Raw genomic sequence first — 19,140 nt, forward strand, 5'->3', positions numbered from 1 at the left:
AAAAAAAACACTTCTAAAAAAAATAAAGAGCTTATTACGGATTATTCAATCACATAATAAGCTCTTATTTTTAATCCATTTTAAAAGGATAAACTAAAATCCATGAGGTTTTTCAGTGGCCTCGCATTTTGCGTCCCTTTTTTAATTACTTTCAATTATTCAGACCATTACATTAAATTCAAGATACACCCTGCCAGAAGTCTCCATTTGCAAGTCTTTGCGTAGCTCCGCCTACAAGTCCTGTAACAGCACTTTATCCATTCGTGAATCCGATGAGTTTAATAAAAAACAAAAGCTTAATCAGCAATATAATTCGCATCATAAGCCCTTGTTTTTAATTATGGTTCAATTAAAATATAGCTTACTAAAACTTTATTAAGACATTATTTCTCAAACTCTTTCATGATATTGATTACAAATTCTTCGAAGTTCATGGTAATGGTCTCAAAATTAGTCCCTGTTTTTTAATAGGATCCACCCGGATATTTCAACCGGATTACCTGTTACTTTATCTTTCCAGAATAAACGGTACCAGTAAGTGTCAGTGGGAAGTGGTCTTCCAATATATTTCCCGTCCCAAACAGGAGTTTTAACACTTGGCTTAAATAAGCTTTTACCGTATTTGTCAAAAATATTACCTTCAAAATTTCCGTATTTGCTGATTTCAGTGAAATCTATTACATCGTTTATTCCATCATTGTTTGGCGTGATAGCGTTGGTCATAAAGAAAGTGTAATAGCTGATGCTGGCAGTACATGATGAACTTCTGTTTCGCACTCTGATGTCGTACAGGCTATTTTTAAGTACATGGGTGAAAACATTCGAACCTTGCCAGGACACTCCTCCGTCAATAGAATACTCCAGAGGAATACTTCCGTTATTGGTTGCATTGATGGTCAATGTATTGTCTTTATAGATCACTTCCTTAATTACAGGTACAAGGATGTAGGATACAACTGCCTGGAAAACTTTTGTACATACTGTATTGTTGATGGTCACAGAATAATTGCCTGCAGTTTGTACGCTGATGGTTTGAGAAGTTTCGCCTGTATTCCACAGATAGGTGTAGTTCGGTCCTGCCCCGGCGTCCAGAATACCAATGTCACCTTTACATATTTCTACATTTTTAAGCGTGGATTCAATTTCCGGAACAACAGTGATGGTCAGTGTTGCAGGCGTCGTTGCAGCACAACCGTTGGCACCTATTCCTGTAACAGTGTAGGTTGTTGTGGTGGTTGGTGATACAGTCTGTGTGGCTCCGTTTCCGGGTAAACCTGTCCATGTGTAAGTTGCAGCTCCGGATGCGGTTAAATTAATGGATTGACCCAGGCAGATTTTGGTTGCCGGCGCAATTAAAGTCAGTACAGGCGGATTGGTATCCTTAAGAATGGTAATTGATGCCTGTTTCACACATCCCAATGGTGTTGCGCTGGTGATAGTCAATGTGTAGGTGCCGCCATTGCTGATGACCGGTGTTAAAGTATTGGCTCCCGAAACGATAACACCACCATTAGTGGATGTCCATTGGAATGTAGCTCCCGGTTGATAAACAGAAGTACTTGCATTAAGTGTAATCTGAGGATTGTTGCAGGTAATAATTTGATTGGTTGGTGTTATATTAACTGTAATCAGAGGATCTGCCTGAACAGTTACTGATTTCTGATATTGACAGCCCGCAGATGTAGTCACGGTCACGGTGTAAACGCCCGCTGTAGTTACTGTGGTCGATCCTGTTGTGCCTCCGTTAGACCATGAATAGGTGTTTCCTGTACCGTTTGCTGTAGCAGTTAAAACAGTTGATGATCCCTGACAGAACATTAGATTTCCGGTGATCTGTACATTCGGGTCCGATTCTTTCGTTAATGTTATGGAAGCAGGCTGGCTTGTACAAACATTGTTAGAATAGGTCAAGGTGTATGTTCCCGCGTTGGTCACTGTAATTGATTGTGTTGTTGCGCCTGTTGACCATGTATTTCCCGTGGTGATATTGGAAGTTAAGGTAACACTTCCTCCGAAACAGATGGTCGGTGAGGAGGCGGTAATAACAGGAGTAGGAATCTGGTTGACTGTGACTTGCAGCTGTACGATTTTTGAACATGTGGAAGATTTTACTCTTACATAAATAATCGTGCTGGCAGAAGTGAAAGCGGCTGGTGTTGTGATAGTATTCGCATTTCCTGCAATAGCATCCGCTTGATTTAAATAATAATCAAATGTTACGCCTGATGTAGTACTGATATTAGACTGTGCGGAGGTGAGATTAAATAATGCAGTTGCCGTCGCAGAACACACACTTAAACTGGAATTCTGCACTACTGGAACTGTACCCTGTGTTACGGTAACCGATTTTGTATACTGACAGTTGGCAGGAGTGGTTACAGTCACAGTATAGTTTCCGGCTGTTGAAACGGTAAGAGTATTTGCTGTACTACCGTTGGACCACAGATAGCTGTTTCCGCTTCCGTTAGCCGAGGCTGTAAGGATATTGGGAACATCACATAAAATAAGATTCCCTCCAATCTGTACATTCGGATCTGATTCTTTTGTAATCACAATGGAAGCAGGTGCACTGCTGCAGTTACCTGTAGTGACCGTCACCGTATAAGTTCCAGCATTGTTTACCGTAATGGATTGGGTGATGGCGCCTGTTGACCAGACGTTTCCTGTTGAGCTGCTCGATGTCAGCACCACACTTCCACCAAAACAGATGGTCGGAGAACTGCTTGTTATGGTCGCAACTGCCTGTGAAGCAACTGTAAGCTGCAATTGAGCGATTTTAAAGCAGGTTGCAGATTTTACTCTTACATAAATTACAGTATTTCCTGAAGTGTAGGCTCCCGGACTGGCAATGGTATTGGCATTTCCTGCAATGGCATCTGCCTGATTTGAGTAATAATCAAAAGTTACACCTGCTGTTGTACTGATAGCTGTCTGTGCAGAATTAAGATTGAATACTCCTGTTGTAGTGGTGGAACAAACACTTAAACTGGAATTCTGCACAACAGGCACAACCCCTTGTGTTACTGTTACTGATTTGGTATACGAGCAGTTGGCAGGCGTAGTTACGGTAACCGTATAAATTCCGGCTGTCGAAACGGAAGCGGTATTTGATGTTGCTCCGTTAGACCATAAATATGTGTTTCCGGTTCCGGTAGATGATGCTGTAAGAATATTTGGACTGTCACAAAGTACCAAAACTCCTGCGATCTGAACATTTGGATCTGATTCCTTAGTCAATGTAAAAGAGGCTGGAGCACTTACACAGTTTCCTGAACTTGCCGTAACAGTATACGTTCCGGCGTTGGTTACAGTGATGGACTGCGTAGTTTCGCCAGTCGACCAAACGTTTCCTGTTGTACTGCTTGACGTCAGAACCACACTTCCTCCAAAACAGATGGTTGGCGATGTACCTGTTACGGTTATTACTGACTGCTGTGCCACGACGAGTTGTAATTCAGCAATTTTTGAGCATGTAGCAGATTTCACCTTCACGTAGATTACGGTATTCCCTGAAGTATAAGTTGCAGGTGCGGCAATTGTATTGGCATTCCCGGCAATGGCATCGGCCTGATTTGCATAAAAATCAAAAGTGACTCCTGCTGTTGTGCTGATATTAGCCTGAGCTGAATTAAGATTAAACACAGCGGTATTTGCCGATGAACAGACCGAAAGACTGGTATTTTGAACAGACGGAACAACTCCCTGAGTTACAGTTACTGATTTTGTGTATTCACAATTGGCAGGTGTCTTTACATTAACAGTATAGGTGCCGGCTGTTGAAACCGAAAGCGTGCTCCCGGTTGCTCCTGTAGACCATGTATAAATATTTCCAGTTCCGTTAGCTGACGCTGTCAGAATATTTGGAGTATCACATAAAAGTAAACTTCCTGCAATCTGTAAGTTCGGATCTGTTTCCTTGGTCAGTGTAATGGATGCAGGTGAACCGGTACAGTTTGCAACAGTTGTGGTAACCGTATATGTTCCGGCATTTGTTACTGTAATTGACTGAGTTGTTTCACCTGTAGACCACACATTTCCTGTAGCTATGTTTGACGTTAAAATTACATTTCCTCCAAAACAGATCGTAGGTGCAGAAGCAGTGATCTGGGACACAGGTGTTGGTACGACATTCAGTGTGACGTTGGCTATATTTTTACAGGTTCCGTTATTGACAACTGCATAGATTGTTGCATTACCCGAAACGAATGCAGTTGGGGTCGCAATAGTATTGTTATTCGCCGCCTGAGCATCTGTAAGATTACTGTAATAAGTAAATATAAGTCCAGGAACCGTGCTGATAGCATTCTGTGCCGATGTTAAATTAAATGTTGCCGTGTTTGAAGTGGAGCACACAGATAAGCTGGTGTTTTGTACAACCGGTAACGGATCTACGGCAACTACGATTTGCGCTGTTCCCGGGCAGTTGTTTCCGGGTGCTGTTACCGCAACCGAATAAGTTCCCGCAGCTGTTACGGTGTAGCTGCTACCTGTAGCTCCCTGAATTGGATTACCGTTCAGATACCACTGATACGTAGATCCCGCTGCCTGACTATTGGTATTAATTTGCAGAGAACTCCCCTGGCAAATGCTTGTGCTGGCAGGAAGAACCGCTCCGTTAGGTGTGGAAAGCTGAACGCCGATATCAAATGATCCTGCCTGCAGAAAAACTCCTGAATTATATTTTCTGTCTAAAAAATCAGCAAGTACCATCTTAAAATGGTACGTTTGCCCTGGGATTACAGTTGCTGTAGCCGTTAGGGGAATAGTTCTTCCCCGGAAATTAGTTTGAATATTAGTAGTATTATATCCTGCAAAATAAATAGGGTTTTTGGCCGCACAATTTGTTGCCTGTCCGGTAATTGCTGGGTGGATATTGGTGACACTCACAGGTCCGGCTCCTCCTGGAAGAACAGCCAGATTAGTATAAGCAGGATCGCCGGCTTTTTTTAAAAGAAGCGCAAACCCGTCAGTAAATGAGCAAGGAAAATCCAGATCATATTCTTCTGAAGCAAATATATATTTAAACGTGATGGTATTATTGGAAGGTATAAAATCAAATTCGATAAATGTTGCATCATTTAAATCATTGTTGCTTATGTTTAGAGCTGTCGCTAAATCTGCGTCACCATTCGTTGTTAAAGTACTGCTTAACACTGATGAGTCATATGAATTACCCGTACTTTGAGCATTGCCTGTAGTTAAAACAATTCCGTCATTAAATGGAAATGCCGTAGTACCTTTATTGAAATATCCCCAGGATCTTCCAACGTTATTAACAGCTAAGTTTGGGGAAACAACCACATTACTTACATTATTGGTGCAGGTAGATCCACCTTTGATCAAAACATCCTTTATCAATTGTGTAATACTGTAATTACTCTGCGGATATGCTGGAGTGTTCACATCGATAAATGCACCCGCCTTCATTGTCTCGGGAGAAGGCTTATCAACGGTCTGCGTGACATTGCGTTGTGCTGTTAAAAGCGAAGAAAACGCAAAGAGGAAAAGAAATAAACTTGGCAGTTTCATGAGTTTTCGGTTTTGGTTAAAAGTTTTTTATGTTTAAAACAATCATAAAAAGATTATTTTATAATATTTGCCAAAATTATGATTTTTTTAACAATTATCAATAAATAATCTTCCTATATACTTGATAGATCTATTTACAAAACATGATTATATCACTAGTATGAAAAAATATTATCTGCATAAACATCATTACTGCAGTTGTTTTGATTTTAGGCAGATAGTTTTCGTGATAGACAAACTAGTAATCAAGTAGCTAAGCAGAATATTTTGAATTAATATGGATAGAGACTAGGTTGTATTTATTAATTGTTATTTTCTGCAAAATCAGGACATAGCTTTTGACAGCAAATGAATTTATTATTGTAAATTATTCGTTATCATTTTAGAAAGTCTTAATAAACGGCTATTTAAAGAAAACCCAAAGAAATAAAGGATGCTACAGAGCATCCTTTATTTCTTTATTTATCCATTCTATTTCCTTCTCATCCTTCAAAAAATAATTCCACCAATCCAGCGCCCGTCTGTTCAAATCCACAATTTCTTTAGAGTTTATAGCAATACTGTGTTTTTGGCTATCATATAATAATGCTACAGCTTTTTTCCCATTTCTCAGAAGTCCCATAAAAAAATTCATCGTCTGACCTGTGGGAGCATTGGTATCTTTTTTTCCGCACCACATCAGCATAGGCGCATTGACATTCTCAACATAATTAACAGGATTATTCCTGAAATACAACTCCTTATTTTCTGCATAGGAGGCATTCATTGCAAACTGCCCGGACTCGAATCTGGAATAGTCTGCCACTTTAAAAAGTTCATTAAAAGAAAAGTAAAAACTGGTGATATCGCCCAAAGAAGCACCTGAAACATAAGCTGCGAACCTGTCTGATTGAGTTGCAATAAAATTAGTTTCATAACCTCCCAGTGAATGTCCTATCAATCCAACTTTTGCTGCGTCAATATTGATGTTGTTAAGGACGGAATCCAAACCGGCATTCACGCAGTCCAGAGCTGCTCTGCCCATTCCCCTACCGTCCGGCACTATATCCGGTTGAAATACAAAATAACCGTTTTCCAACAGCAACTTTTTACTAAAGCCGTTATTACCCAGTTCGGACGACAAAAATTTATTTGCCCCTGTGTTCAAAATCCCATAAATATGAACTATCATAGGATATTTCTTTTCAGGATTATAATCAACAGGATAATATAACACCCCTTTTAAAGGCTGTCCTAAGCTATTTTTATAATGGAGGATCTCCTGTTTAAGACTTGCTAATCTGTTTTCCGCCGGAGTACTGCTGTAGAGTATTTTATTTTCTGCACTGCCAACCTCTCTTTGATTCAATACCGCAGGCCGGTTAAAATTTTCCTCTACGGAAAAGAATACTTCAGCATTAGGACTGTACGTAAATTCTCTCACATTATCTCTTGTGAATGGTATAATTTCAGTAAGCCTGTTCTGATCATAAGCATAATATGCGGTGTCATCCCGCAGATATCTGCTGACATTCAGGAAAAGGCTTTCCCCTGTTTTTATCTGACTGACTGATGCGGTGAAAGTACTGAATCCGTGAACTACTTCAGGATTAAAATTATAGAATTTCACTTTCTCGCCTTTCCCTATGTTAAGCAGTTCTGAGGATTTTGATTTTACATGATATTTCAGAAGATCAGTTTCCGTTTCAAACAGTATTTCACCTGTACCGGTAAATATGGGATTAGAAGCCTTCGAAGGCAAATGAAGGATTTCCGATTTTTTGCTGATGTGATCGTAGATTAACCACTCTTTCCTGTTGATTTCATATCCCAGCGTAAATCTCCTGTCAGTAGAAGCTATCAATCTGCCAACACGTTCAAATATTTTTTCAGACTTCCCGCTTTCAGCATCATAAAGATAAATATCAAACTCCCTCTCTCCAGTATAACTGAAGTTTTCATCACTGCTGTATGCCCAAAGAAACCGTGAATCCAGCATCCCTACATAATTATTAAATTGTTGTACAGACAGTTGCTTAACTTTATCATCCCGGACATTCCAGACATAGTAATCATGCGAAAGACTTCCTGTCTTTTGATCTCTAAATGTTTTATCTCCTGCATACCATATTTCCAGCATGTTGCTTTCCACAGGCCTCTCTGTTTTTTGAAAATCAACCAGAAAGACTTCTTCATTATATATCTGGGTTACATTGATCCTATCACCTTTGGATGAGATTACCGCATCACTCTGAAAGACTTTATCATCAGAAATTCTTACAACATCTACAGTAAAAATATTTCGATTCCCGAAGACTTTGTTTTTATTGACCGTCAGAAATTTCCCTGAATCCAAAAATGTGATTTTGTTTATTTTATCTTCAGTCTTATACACCAGCTTAATCCGTTGGCCATCCCATTTAATAATCTCATATGTACTGTCTGCTCCTTTTCTCATAGCATACAGTACCTTCCCGTTACCAACAAGTTCTGTTACATCCGTCAGCGTTTTCAGCAGGTTTCCATTCTTACTGTATACGGTAATATTTCCTTTACCGTCTTCAATAACAAACTGTTTTTTATCCTTCAAGACTACAGTACGTTTCACGCCATCAAAAGTTTTCACCTTCCTGCTTCGAAGATTCAAAAGCCCGGCTTTATTATAACCTGATGAAAGTATTGTTTCATCAGTCAAAAACGAAACATCAGATTGACCCAGTATCGTGTCAGCTATTGGATTTGCAGACTTACGTTCGAATATCAACACAGTATCGCTGTTGGTCCTGTAAGTTTTATGTAATACTACATACCGCTGATCAGAAGACGAAGCTAAAATCCTGATGTTGGCATATTCGCGAGTATTCCCTTTCAGTGTTCCCCCTGTTTCCTGTGCAGGAATACATATTCCTGCACAAAATACCAGAAGTAAAAATAACCTGACCATCAGTATCCCTGGTTTTGAGGATTCAAATTTTTATTCAACAGCAGCTCACTTTGGGGAAGAGGCCAATTCCTGTGGTAATTCTTCCAGTTCGGTTTCGTCTGAATCAGTGTATCCAGCAAACCAAATCTTTTCAGTGTCAGGAAACGGTTTCCCATTTCAGTAAAGAACTCTTTTCTGTTTTCCTTTACAATTTCATCTAATAATACCTGCTGCGATACTGAAACCAGAAGCAAAGCCTGACCTGATCTCTGTCTGACAGGGTTGATATACGATATCGCTTCCGCCGTTTTGTTCTGCCTTGCCAATGCTTCCGCCAACAGGAGATACGCTTCCTCTAGCCTTAATACTATGGAATATTCTGTTGTATTGGCAGATCTTGCTTTGTATTTTTCAATGCGGTACCATGTGGTTCCGCCAACGGTTACCGCAGCCATCCATTGCGATCTTCGGAGATCACCGGCAGTAAATGAACTGACCAGTGATGGTGAAGCAGCAACATAAAGCGGTGCTGCATTGGCAAAGTAATAAGCAGTTGCTTCCTTCACAGCATCGGTATTATTTCTTGGCTTGAGCTGCCAGATGATGTGCGTTCCCGATTTCAGGAATACCTTTGTCAGGTCATTCTGAAACTGATACAGGGAACTCTGAACAACAGATTTCAGAACGGTTTCTGCCTGCTGTGACTTCAGCTGCTGCATGTATACCTTTGCAAGCAGCAGCTGTGCAGCTTTCTTATTAATGAAAATTCTTTCCGCATTCCTGTAAGCATCCGGAAGCAATCCTACAGCCTCCTCCAAATCCAGCTCAAGTCTGGTCATTACCTCCGCAGAAGGTGTTTTGGATATTGACTGATTGATCATATAGTTCGTAGTCACAGGATAAGGTATATCCCCATAGATTTGCTGCAGATAAAAGAAAAGCAGGGATCTCATAGCCAGAGCCTCACCCTTGATTCTCTGGCGGTCTGCAGACCCAATGCCCTGGGAATATTCAATCCCTTCCAAAATCGTATTACAGACATAGACTTTCTGATAAGCCGCGGTCCAGAACGATGATGTCGTAGCATTGGCGTCATTGAGCGTATTGTTGGCAATCTCCAGCAAACCGCTCGTATTGCTTAAGGCATAAAAATCAAGATCGTCAGTATAGAGACCAAGGCTGTATCCGCTCTGGTCACCGGAGACAGGAGAAGAATCAAAGAGCCCGGCATAAAGCCCGGACAGGACTGAGTTTGCTGTCTGTACATTTTCAAATACGGTCTCAGACTCAATCTGATTTTCAGGAAGATCCGTCTCAAGTATTTTTTCACAGGAAAAGAGCGTTAAGAATACAAGAACAACTCCTGCCCATTGTATTGAATATAGTGTTAATTTTTTCATTGTTGTCTGTTTATTGATTATCAGTAATTATGATCCGCATACATTGTCCTGCCATTACAGGCTCAGCTGCAATCCAAATGAAACCGTTCTAAGGGGCGGTAAAAATGTTGCAGATCCCAGTTCCGGGTCAATGCCAAAAAATTTAGTCAGTGTTATAAGGTTCTGTCCCTGCAGAAATACTTTCACTTCCCTGAAAACTGTCTGCTTAACAGGTATGGAATAATTTAGCTGTACATTCTTAAGCCTTATAAATGATGCATCAGAAACACTGGCATCACTCGTCTGAAATAAAGTATGCGACGGATGCGGCGTCGGACGGTAAGGCATATACAATCCAGTCAGATTTTCAGCAGACCATACATTCAGTGCTTCCACAGGAAGATTGTTCATATTTCCGGGAGAAGCTATCGCCGCATTGTAATTCCTGCTTTGCTGCTTCACAAACTGTATCAGAAATGACAGATTCAGATTCTTATAAGCCATATTGCTGCTCAATCCTCCAAAAAACTTCTGTCCGATATTTCTGACCAGCTGGCGGTCACCTGCAGCCGAAATCGTACCGTCACCATTAAAATCCGTAAACTGATAAACACCAGTTGCAGGATTGATCCCGTTCAGCTGATAAACTTTAATAATGCTTACCGGCTGACCTACAACATACGTATTGGCATAAGTCGAACCTTCAATCCCCGGAAAAGAGATCAGCTTATTCCGTGGAAAACTGATATTAAACGAAGAGTTCCATGTAAAGTCTTTGGACTGTACAATCTTCCCGCTGACCTCTATTTCAAGTCCTGTATTCTGAATCACTGCATCCAGGTTGGAAAGTACCGAAGTAAATCCCGTTACCGCAGGAAGCTGATATCCTACCAGCTGATTGCCGGAGCGGTTTCGGTAATAGGCACCGCTCAAATTCAGCCTGTTCTTAAAAAGTCCCAGCTCCAGGGCTGCTTCCATTTTCACAGTCCTTTCCCAACTGAAATCAGGATTATAAAGCTTCGAAGGAATCAGACCCGTCACCCCGTTATAGATCAGTGTTGAAGTTGTAAACGTATCCAGGTACTGGAAATCCCCTATATTATCACTTCCTGACGTACCGTAGCTGCCTCTCAGTTTTCCAAAACTCAGCCAGGAACTGTTCTTCAGCCAATGCTCTTCAGAAAAAAGCCATGCGGCTCCTACCGCTCCAAAGTTTGCATACTTGTTATTGGGACCGAACCTGCTGCTGCCATCCCTTCTCCCTGTAATATTCAGAATATACTTTTTATCAAACTGATAGTTCACCCTACCGAAAAATGCAGCATAGCGGTATTCCGTATTGATATGATCCAATATTACCTTGGTCTGTGCAGCACCGATATTGTAAATAAAAGAATTGCTTTCAAATCCTATTCCCTGAATTGCTCCCTGTCCTGCCTTATCCCTCTGATAAGTAGCTCCTGCAAGAATATCAATCTGGTGCTTCTCCCTTTTCCACAGATAGCTGAGCTGAGGTTCTACGATCATAGAAAACCGGTTATTGTTGCTTTTGGAAGCCTGCGAATTTGCAGGTGTTGTACCTGATGCAGGATTGAATGCCGTATTGGGACGCAGTGACCATTCCTCCAATGTCTGATAGGTAATCCCGCCGTTCAGTTTGATCCTGAAATTCCTGAATGCTTCATATTCCGTACTCATATTCGTCAGAAACTGAAGCTGGTCATTCGAATAGGAATTCTCATATGCAGCTACCGGATTGGTAAACGTTCCGCTTTCCCAGTTCAGGCTCCCATCAGGAGAATACAGTGACGGAGCATTCGGAGAAAGAAGATGAGCAGAGCGCGTAATGTCAGAACTGATCAGGTTATTGTCCATCGCAGAAAACTGGTTGGACATATTGAAACTGAACTTCCTGTCAAGGGAACGGTGATTGATATTTCCGGAAACCGTATTGGTTCTGTACTTAAAATCCTGCCCGAATACAGTCGTCTGTTCATTATGTCCCAGGCTCAGCAAAAATGCCGTTGTTTCACTTCCCCCGCTCAACGAAAGCTGATTGGCCGAGAGTGTTGCCTGATCCCCGATCAGTTCCTTCCTCCAATCCGTAAACCTGTTTACATCCCATTTTCCATTGACATCATACGCCGTAGCAGGATATACTGTGATATTGCTGTTGGCATATGCCTGCTTTCTCATGCTGATATACTGCTCCGTATTCATCATCTTCAGATTGGAAATAGCATGGCTCAGACCATAGGAAGAATTCAAAGTCACCTTAACATTTCCCTTCTTCCCTTTTTTGGTGGTCACGAGAATCACCCCGTTTGCACCTCTTGAACCATAAATCGCTGTAGCATCAGCATCCTTCAGAATCTCAAAGCTTTCAATATCATTGGGATTGATCGCATTCAATGGATTAAGATCCGCATTAGGCAATACCCCACCCGCATATCTTGAGATCGTGCTTCCACCTACAGGAACTCCGTCAATAATATACAGCGGAACATTCCCGTCAACTTCAGAATTTCCCCTGTTACGAAGAGAGTTCCTCCCCCTGATCTGAATATCAAACCCCGCCCCTGCAACACCTGAACTCTGAGTAATCGAGACCCCCGCCATTCTACCCTGTGCTGCTGCAAGAACATTATATACCGGCTGATTCTCAATGTCTGCCGAACCAACCTTCGAAATACTACCCGTCCCCTCCCTGTCACGAACCTTATAATATCCCGCATTCAGCACCACCTCATCAATCCCCTTAACATCACCTGGACGAATAGAGTCACCACTAACAGCTGTACCTGTAGAGTCCACAGCACTTACCTCTTTCCTTAATTCTTTTTTAAACAATCTGTCCTGCGCCTCCGCTTTACTGCATATCACAGCCAGCATAAAGACACAACCCATACTTCCTATGTTATAATAGGATTTTTTCATAGTTTTGTAATGTTTTAATTTAATTAATTCAATATTCATCGCTCCTTCCTTAGTGTCCAAACTTAGGGGAAGGGGCTTTTTTATTGAATAATGTTATCCGTCAGGCAGAGCCTGATGAATTTCTATTTCATTGGTTTCTTATCATTAAGTAAAACATATTAATTCGCTGTGGGTTGCTTCCCATCAGACAGATTCTGAACCAAGGGATTCCCATAAGCAATCCCTTGCTGTTCAGAAAACAGGTCTTCCACCATGCCCGATAGCAATAAGTTCAAAAAACTTAATCACCATTGCACACCGGAAAGCATCAAAATATTAATTAATATGAATGAAATTTGTCCCGAGAAAGCCGTTAAGCCGCAATAGGTTGTACACCCTACTGTATCATGTCAAGATACTCTATGTAGTAAAGCGGGCTTAGAATGTTTTGTAGAAAAAGCGGACGGCATAGAAATAAAACAGCATGGACTCTACATAATCTGCTTTTGAGGTACTGGTATACCTTGCACACAGATAAGAGAGCCCACGCCTAGGTCGTGAGCTTCAATACTTATCATCTTGCGTGCATAAAAATTACCAGTTTTCAAAAGCAAGGTTCTAAGCAATAGCTTCTAATATTCTTTGAAGTATCGCAAAGTTACATCACTGTAACCTATTCTACAAATATAATAAAAAAACACTTAACGAACTATAGTTCTTCATGAAAAACAATTTTATTGTTAAAATTTACTAAATGTACAAATGGAATAGTGAAGAACTGAAAGATCAAGTTGCAATTTTTTTTAAAGTACATAGACTAAGAAAAGGTCTATCGCAATTTCAGGTAGGAAATGAAGTTGATCTTACCAAAGATTACATTGGTAAGATTGAAAGAAGCAAGACTAATCCTACAATAGATGTTATTAATTCTTTATGCAATTTTCTTGAAATTGATATAAAGACATTAGTAACAAAAGTTACTGAAAATCAATTGGAAATACTAAAAATTGAGATAACTGAGCTAGAAAGTAAATCAAAAAATCTGCATAAGAAAAAAATCTAACTTATTTAAGATTTAGTGCTATTTCCTTGTAATATCTGTCAGAGCATTGTTTTAAAACTTGCTCTGTTTCCCGCAGATCTTTTACAAAGAAATTGCGTAGACTGATAATACAATAACTAAAATTGTTGCAATGATGTTGTAGATTTTTAATGTTTTCATATTTGTTGTTTTTGGAATAAATGTAAGAATATTTCTATATTAGTAGATAATTAAAGCTTACAGCATGAAAGATGAAATAGTAATCGACTTATTTAATCCATATTCTCGGTTGTTTCCAAATCGAAAATTAGTTGATAAAGGCACTTTAGAACTTATAAAACATTTAAGAACTGAAGGTTATACAATAAAAATAAAGCCTGACAATGAGGTACCATTACAATATCTATTTAAAAAAGGTTACCATGAGTTTTTTACCGATCCTGTTTATATTTTTTTTGCTGGAGCAGCGTCGTCAGTTGTTACGACTCTAATTGCTAATGGCATTCAAAAAGTATTTGATAAATGGGGGAAGAGCTCTTCTAATACAATTAACAACAATGTGATAATAATTAATAAGACGACCAACGAAACAATAAATATTGTTAATCAACCTATTTCTAAAGGTGAAATTAATGATAAACGTAAAAAGGTAAAAACAAACGCTGAAAGATTTAAACAATGTTTTTCAATGGTAAGTCCGTATCCAAATTTGCAAACACCGATTTATCTCGAGCACAAACCACAGATAGTTGGATGGGGACGATTGGATCTAGACAATAACGGTCTGGTAGTTGAGGAAAGTATTATTTTGGATAAGATAGTGCGGAAAAAGATTAGAAGTGGAAAAATTAAGGGGCTTAGTGTTACTGGCATTTCTGAAACTTCGATATGCAGCATCTGCGAGTCTGATTATGTTCAATGTAATCACATAGCAGGTGAAACCTATAATAATGTGATGTGTGCTAACGAATTGCATGAATCTATTTTTATCGAGGTAAGCTTAGTTTGCGTACCAATAAATGAGAAATGCCTTATAAAAATGATTTAAGACTTGTCTATATAAAAAAATAAATCATTAATCAATAAAAATATATCTATATTAGTAGAACTAAATATTAGAACTATGAATTTAGAAAATGTACAAGAATTAAGAAATTCTATTCAGGAATTACGGAATAATAATTCATTAGAAGCTGTTAAAGCTATAGTTGAAAATATGGGAGGCAATCCGATACATGCTACAGTATCAATTGAAGTAGCTCTCAGAGAAATCAATAATGCAGAAACGAAGCAAGAAGAAGTTTTAGTGAAATTTGATGATCTTCTAAACCAAATTGAAAATCTTTTAAGACAAGCTCCATGAATAAAAAAACTCTAGAGGATCTAGAGTTTTTCTTTCAGACTAAAACTTATCTTTCTATTTCTTAAGAATCTTGACAATACCATTGTTAATAATTCCTTAAAGAAATGATGTTTTTGGCGGCGAAGAATGTTGATTAAAAAAAACCTTCTGTATTGATTTTGTAAAGTCTTTTATACTTTTATATACTAGTACCTCTTTTTCTTAAAATATTTTCTAAATCCATAATTTGTTTTGTTCTATCATCCAATTGCATTAACACATTTCCTTTCTTAACAAAACTACCTCTCAATTCTCCATTTACTCCAAATTCAATCAAATATTTTATCATCTCTCCATCGTTAAATCTAAATACAGTTACATCAATCATGGAATTATCCTTAATAGACTTATCATGTATGAAATCATTTTCAAGGATATTAAAAAGATCTTCTTCACTAAGTGTTAAATTATGAATTTTTTCTTTTGAATTTATAAAATCTTTTGAAAAAATATAGTCTGTAGGTTCTACATAAAATTTTGTTCGAGATGATTTTAAATATTCCATTTTGATAAATCCTGAATGAATAGGCTTCATTTCGTCTGCTATAGCGTGGAATATTTTAAGTTTTTTAAAATCCAAACTATGGTATTTCTTTTCCACTAAATATTTCCACCCTACTTTATTGATGATTTCTTGCATTATAATGTCAGTGATACCGATAATATTAATTTTATCATAAGAAAAGGTATCAGGTAATACACTTACTTTTTGTCCTTTTACGACTCGCACCATTGCACTATGGTCCAACTTAAAATCATGAATAATTTTTTGTGTTGGTATTTTAAGTAAAACCTCCCAATTTTTTTTCAAAGCAGAATGAACAGTTAGGCATTCTATACCGTAACTTTTCGCTTTATTTAGTGCAGCTGCACTAAAACCCTTTGAACAAATTAAAATTCCTTTATTTGCATTGGTATCTTCAATTACCTTTTGAAATTGATCAACGACTGAAATGTTAGCATTATGTTTATAGTCTTTGGCTTGTACAATAATAAGATGATCTGCACCTGCAAATTGATATTTGATTGACACATCTATTTGTCTACTGATTTTTGCGCGATCATCATAAATATGATCATCATGTGTTATAATTGCATTTGGCTCCAGGCTACGATACATCCTTTCAACCAGAAGCTCATATTCTCTCCCTTTTTTCATTTGGATATAAAATGGTTGCTATTTTAATTACGTTTTTAAATGACAATTTAGTTTCATGTATTTTTCTTACATTAATTTCCAGCTGATAATCATTTTGCAAAAAAATCTATTGAGAAAAATTGTTTGTATGATTTCAAATGAGAAAATCTTCCTTTATCACAGCTTTTAAAGCCTAAAATATTTAAGTTTATCAATTTGTTCAACACCAAATTGTCATCAAGTAAATATATTAATTATTTCCAAAATGAAAAGCCTCTACGCTTCTAAGTCTTCCAATTTGAAAGTTTTTATTTATGTACTCTTACTACTTTGTCTAAAATTCATAATAAAAAATATTTTAAAATGCTAAACAAAAAGTCCAATCCCTCTTGTATCCATATCTTTTTTCCTATTGCTTTTAAAATAAAATTTCAACATCTATCATAAGTTATTTAAATGCTTATATTTGATTACAATGTATAAAAGTCACAAAATTGATCGATGTCTGAATTTAAAAAAAACAAAACTGCAATAATTGCATGGAACTCCAATACAGTAAGAAATGTAAAGCGCGAAATCTTATTTTTTGATGAACTTTACTACGATCCTTACCTTGATTTGCTGCACGAAAAACTTTTACGTAGTGTAGGAGAATTGATTAATACGGATGCAAAAATTCTTAATGATATTTCTGCGGCTCAAAATATTTTAAAGAGTAAAAATATTTTAAAGGTCTTTGGATTTGACAAATTTAAAATAAATCCAAAAAATTTTATTGATATCACAAAGCAGCAAAAAAAGTCATTAATAAAGACAGTTGACGAGTATGACTTTTTTTCACAAATCTTTTATGGATGATTATGAAAAAGCAGTTGACCTTTTATCAAAAGAATATAAAAAAGGATTTCTAAATTTCTTAAACCTACCAAATGTATTTGATAAATTTTCAGATGCACATTTACGATTATCCAAATCTTTTTTAGAAATAAAAAATAAAAAAACAGTTATTCCACTTGTGAATGATTTTACTTTTGCAAGGGAAGAAAAGAAAACATCAGTTATAAGATTAGTGTTAAATGATATACCTACCCCCGATGAGAAATTTACATTTGATGATATAGTTGATTTTAGAAATGACAATGATAATAGAAGGCGATACCTTGGTTTGATAGTGTGGATTAATAAGATATCTAAAGAAAATTTAGATATTGAATAAATTACCGATGAATATCTTTATTTAATGTCTGAATTTGAAAATGAGTTCCGAAATCAAAAAATAAACAAAGAATTAAATACAATGGAAATATTTCTAAAAATTCCACTCGAAATTGCTGAAAATTTGATAAAGATTAATTGGAGTAAGATTCCCGGTTTATTTATTGAATTAAAGAAAAATTCTTTAACTTATTATGAATCTGAGTTCAATTTACAGGGTAAGGAATTAGCATATATTTTCAAGATAAAAGAAAAGTTTAACAAATAATCATTATATGAATTACATTGTATTAGATACAAACATCTATATTCATTTTATCGATTTTGACCAGATTGATTGGAAAAATATAATCAACGATAAAAAAGATTTTACAATTTTAGTTCCTCCAATAATTATTGATGAGCTTGACAATCATAAATATAACAAAAACCCAAAAATATCGAAAAGAGTTAAAAGGATTCTTCCTAAAATTGAAGAGTATTTGAGTGAAGAAAAGGATTTAGTGAAAGTAAATTTAATTTCTAAAAGACCTTCTGATCACATTTTCACGGAAAATGGTCTTAATAAATTAGAACAGGACGACTGTATCCTAGCAAGCATAATTGAATTTAAAAAAGATGTTATGAATGACAAAATTTTTTATGTTACATATGATACAGGTCCAAGATTAAAAGCAAAAACGCTTTCTATCGAATCTATTAAAATTGACGACAAATATTTGTTACCAATAGAACCCGATGAAGCTGAGAAAAAGAATATGGAATTAGAAAAAGAGCTAAGCAAGTTTAAAAATTTGTCACCAAAAATTATTTTGGGTTTTTTGGAGAATGAAAAATTTCTCAAGGTCAGTAATAAAAATAATTATATAGGTAAAGAAGAATTTATTATTAATAGTATTCAGAAGATAAAAAATGATTACAAATATCTTCAAAAGACATCTTCTGATGACAGCCAACAAAATATTATTAAATTTTTAGACTATTTAGCATTAAGTGATGATCAAATTGATTCTTACAACGTTGACTTGGAAAAATTTTATAAAAATTACGAAGAACATTTTTCTTCGATGTATGACAGGCTAACTTTCGAAAATGATTGTACAGAGATAAGCTTTAAAATAAAAAACATTGGTACTACTCCTGGGAAAGATATTGACATCGACCTTCATTTTCCTGATGGTTTTGAGATAATTACAAAAGATCAGCTACCAGACATTATAGAAAAGCCCACGCCTCCCCACAAACCAAAAAACAGATTTGATCACAAACATACTGGGTTTAATGTTTCTATCTTTAATCAAAATATCAAACCGTTAGCAATCAAAACCGATTTGAACCGTCCAAAAATTGAAAAAACAAATAGTTATAATGTCACTTATCATTTGCAAGTCCTAAAGCATAATCAAGATTATATCTTTGAAACGTTATTCTTAAAGTATGATGATAAAAACGAAGCAAAAAATTTCAACATTGATTACAAAATAATGATTGCAAATTATCCTGATATTGTATTTGGAAAGCTTAATGTAATTAATCAGTGAGTATTTCTATTTTTGATACTTATAAAATATGTAATGTGTTTCACATAACTGAAAGTGAATAAGCAGTTTCTGATGA

The 19,140-nt window shown here is 37.0% G+C and carries 12 protein-coding genes; 7 read left to right on the top strand and 5 right to left on the bottom strand.

Going from position 1 to position 19,140, the window contains the following annotated elements; all coding sequences use genetic code 11:
• Positions 1-450: 450 nt before the first annotated feature.
• The 4 genes from IC610_RS18920 to IC610_RS18935 form a co-directional block, all read right to left on the bottom strand.
• Entirely contained in the window at positions 451-5,529 is a 5,079-nt protein-coding gene (locus IC610_RS18920; protein ID WP_191738270.1) for a choice-of-anchor L domain-containing protein, read from the bottom strand.
• Positions 5,530-5,965: 436 nt separating this feature from the next.
• Positions 5,966-8,452 (bottom strand): alpha/beta hydrolase family protein, encoded by a 2,487-nt coding sequence (locus IC610_RS18925; RefSeq protein WP_191738271.1) that lies wholly within the window; start codon positions 8,450-8,452, stop codon positions 5,966-5,968.
• A complete protein-coding gene (locus IC610_RS18930; protein ID WP_191738274.1) occupies positions 8,452-9,831 on the bottom strand; it encodes a RagB/SusD family nutrient uptake outer membrane protein in 1,380 nt (459 codons plus the stop codon). The genes IC610_RS18925 and IC610_RS18930 overlap by 1 nt, the downstream gene beginning before the upstream one ends.
• Before the next feature lie 54 nt (positions 9,832-9,885).
• Positions 9,886-12,747 (bottom strand): SusC/RagA family TonB-linked outer membrane protein, encoded by a 2,862-nt coding sequence (locus IC610_RS18935; protein WP_228462967.1) that lies wholly within the window; start codon positions 12,745-12,747, stop codon positions 9,886-9,888.
• A 733-nt stretch (positions 12,748-13,480) separates the two neighbouring features.
• Here IC610_RS18935 and IC610_RS18940 point away from each other — a divergent pair.
• From IC610_RS18940 to IC610_RS18950, 3 genes are all read left to right on the top strand, one after another.
• Positions 13,481-13,789: a helix-turn-helix domain-containing protein gene (locus tag IC610_RS18940; RefSeq protein WP_191738276.1), complete on the top strand. Its 309-nt coding sequence runs from the start codon at positions 13,481-13,483 to the stop codon at positions 13,787-13,789.
• A gap of 223 nt (positions 13,790-14,012) precedes the next feature.
• Positions 14,013-14,816, top strand: a complete 804-nt coding sequence (locus IC610_RS18945; RefSeq protein WP_191738278.1) for a hypothetical protein — start codon at positions 14,013-14,015, stop codon at positions 14,814-14,816.
• 75 nt (positions 14,817-14,891) lie between these two features.
• The gene (locus tag IC610_RS18950) at positions 14,892-15,131 is read left to right on the top strand and encodes a hypothetical protein (RefSeq protein ID WP_191738280.1); all 240 of its coding nucleotides are present in this window, start codon (positions 14,892-14,894) and stop codon (positions 15,129-15,131) included.
• Between the two features lie 178 nt (positions 15,132-15,309).
• On the opposite strand, the gene IC610_RS18955 is transcribed toward IC610_RS18950, so the two are convergent.
• Positions 15,310-16,329 carry a restriction endonuclease gene (locus tag IC610_RS18955; RefSeq protein WP_191738282.1) on the bottom strand — a complete coding sequence of 340 codons (1,020 nt, stop codon included), beginning with the start codon at positions 16,327-16,329 and terminating at the stop codon, positions 15,310-15,312.
• A gap of 480 nt (positions 16,330-16,809) precedes the next feature.
• Between IC610_RS18955 and IC610_RS18960 the strand changes: the two genes are divergently transcribed.
• The 4 genes from IC610_RS18960 to IC610_RS18975 are packed head-to-tail and all read left to right on the top strand — an operon-like array spanning position 16,810 to position 19,064.
• Positions 16,810-17,166, top strand: coding sequence for a hypothetical protein (locus tag IC610_RS18960; RefSeq protein WP_191738284.1), 357 nt, complete (start codon positions 16,810-16,812; stop codon positions 17,164-17,166).
• A complete protein-coding gene (locus tag IC610_RS18965) occupies positions 17,159-17,524 on the top strand; it encodes a hypothetical protein (protein ID WP_191738286.1) in 366 nt (121 codons plus the stop codon). Before IC610_RS18960 ends, IC610_RS18965 begins: the two co-directional genes overlap by 8 nt.
• A 24-nt stretch (positions 17,525-17,548) precedes the next feature.
• Positions 17,549-17,791: a hypothetical protein gene (locus IC610_RS18970; protein ID WP_191738288.1), complete on the top strand. Its 243-nt coding sequence runs from the start codon at positions 17,549-17,551 to the stop codon at positions 17,789-17,791.
• A gap of 7 nt (positions 17,792-17,798) precedes the next feature.
• Positions 17,799-19,064 (top strand): PIN domain-containing protein, encoded by a 1,266-nt coding sequence (locus IC610_RS18975; RefSeq protein ID WP_191738290.1) that lies wholly within the window; start codon positions 17,799-17,801, stop codon positions 19,062-19,064.
• Positions 19,065-19,140 lie beyond the last annotated feature (76 nt).

The sequence above is a fragment of the Chryseobacterium caseinilyticum genome (genome assembly GCF_014837145.1).
Classification (GTDB): Bacteria; Bacteroidota; Bacteroidia; order Flavobacteriales; family Weeksellaceae; genus Chryseobacterium; species Chryseobacterium caseinilyticum.